The organism is Agrobacterium tumefaciens (assembly GCF_031801495.1).
GTDB classification, from domain to species: domain Bacteria; phylum Pseudomonadota; class Alphaproteobacteria; order Rhizobiales; family Rhizobiaceae; genus Agrobacterium; species Agrobacterium tumefaciens_K.
This window is the reverse complement of the sequence record NZ_JAOEGC010000005.1, coordinates 1-1,920: the sequence shown is the minus strand read 5'-3', so window position 1 is coordinate 1,920 and position 1,920 is coordinate 1. Positions and strand designations below refer to the sequence as shown.

The following is a 1,920-nucleotide window of genomic DNA, read 5'->3' as shown; positions in this document are numbered from 1 at the left end:
GAAGACCTATCCCGGCTTCTCGCACGGCATGCTGACCGTCAATGCCGACGTGCTGAACGCCGACCTGCTCGCCTTCATCAAGGGCTGAAACGGCCAACGACAGACAAAGGGTGCGGCCAGCAAAGGTCGCGCCTTTTTTGATTTCACCCACGCAGAAGGAGTTTTCTCATGGATATCGCCAACGAGGCCGGTGGATTGGCAAGTCTGATCGCACCGGTGTTGAAGCCGCTTGCATCAGGCCTGGAATTTTTTGGTGTCGGTGTGATTTTGATCGGCGTTGCGGTTGCCACGATTGGCTACCTGCGTGATTTGACCTCGGTAACACGGAAAGATGCCTATGACCGATACCGGGCCAATCTGGGTCGCGGCATATTGCTTGGTCTGGAAATCCTGATCGGCGCAGACATCATCGCCACTATCATTGCTCCGTTGACCTGGGAAAGTGTCGGTCTTCTTGGACTGATCGTGCTCATCCGCACGTTTCTCAGTTTTTCTCTCGAGGCGGAGATCGATGGTCAGTGGCCGTGGTCGAGAAATGCATCTCGAAATGCGGCGCGAGACGTTCAGGAGCGATGAAAGGCAGCGGTTTTCCTGACTATCTTCTCGTCGCGGCGGCCGGCTTGTCTTGATGATGGGCGCAGCCATACAGTATGGTTGAGATGGCTGTGGTCGTCGGGCAATCATAAGTATGGATCGACTTCTTCTCTTTCAGCCAAATTCGCCAACGGTCTTCACGATGGAGGTTCTGGATGCAGGGATGCGGTGTTTGGAGTGGCTTCCTCGATACGCGGATTGGCGATGTGAATGACCCGGCCGTTATGCAGACCCTCAGCCATCCGGAATCGTCATCATGAGTGCAAACCCTCTGGTCGAAGGCTTCTATGACGAGCGAACGGGCAGCATCCAGTATGTCGTGACCGATCCGGCGACAAAGAGCTGTGCGATTATCGACCCGGTTCTCGACTACGACGAGAAGTCAGGCTGCACGAAAACGACAAATGCCGATGCCATCCTAGCCTATCTGAAGAGAAAAGGGCTTGTTCTGCAGTGGATTCTCGATACGCATCCACATGCCGATCACTTTTCCGCCGCCGCCTACATCAAGGAGAGGACCGGAGCCCAGACCGCTATTGGCGCGAAGGTGATCGAGGTCCAGAAGCTCTGGCAGAAGATCTACAACATGCCGCAAATGATGACGGACGGTTCACAATGGGATCGTCTGTTCGCTGATGGGGAAAGTTTTCCGATCGGGGAGATGACGTGCCGGGTCATGCTGTCTCCCGGCCATACACTGGCGTCGATCACCTATGTCGTTGGCGACGCCGCCTTCATTCATGACACGCTGTTCATGCCTGATAGCGGTAGCGCCCGTGCCGATTTTCCAGGTGGAAGCGCTGCGAAACTCTGGTCCTCCATCGATGCAATTCTCGCTCTTCCCGATGATACGCGGCTGTTTACCGGTCACGATTACCGGCCGGGTGGACGCGAGGCTCTATGGGAAAGCACTGTCGCGGAGCAAAGGAAGAAAAATCCACATCTGCAGGCGGGGCGCGATGCATTCATCAGCGCGCGTGAGGCACGCGATGCGATCTTGCCGTTTCCACGCCTGATGCTGCACGCCTTGCAGATCAACCTGCATGCCGGGCGCCTGCCGCCCGCTGAAGACAATGGTACACCCTATCTCAAGATTCCACTGAACTTGTTCCCCACTCAGGTTTGGTGATCGCTGGCCAGTGTCTCACCTCGTCACTGGAATGCGAAGTGAGTGCGCATCGCCTTCATGCTAATTGAGGGTTTGAAGCCGCTCTGCCGATGCTGTAAACATTTCACGACATGAATCGGAATAATTTCGAATGGTTGCGTTTAGCGGTGTTAGGTGGATCTGAATGGAAGCGAAGGACGGGCAGACTGTTTCGGAAT

Annotated in this window: 2 protein-coding genes and 1 pseudogene; all 3 read left to right on the top strand. The window is 55.4% G+C overall.

What is annotated here, in order from left to right; all coding sequences use genetic code 11:
• Positions 1–88, top strand: a pseudogene (locus N7578_RS22650) (alpha/beta hydrolase); the annotation flags it as partial.
• Between the two features lie 80 nt (positions 89–168).
• The gene (locus N7578_RS22645) at positions 169–576 is read left to right on the top strand and encodes a DUF1622 domain-containing protein (protein ID WP_311112601.1); all 408 of its coding nucleotides are present in this window, start codon (positions 169–171) and stop codon (positions 574–576) included.
• A gap of 274 nt (positions 577–850) precedes the next feature.
• Positions 851–1,723: an MBL fold metallo-hydrolase gene (locus N7578_RS22640; protein WP_311112600.1), complete on the top strand. Its 873-nt coding sequence runs from the start codon at positions 851–853 to the stop codon at positions 1,721–1,723.
• The last annotated feature ends 197 nt before the right edge of the window (positions 1,724–1,920 follow it).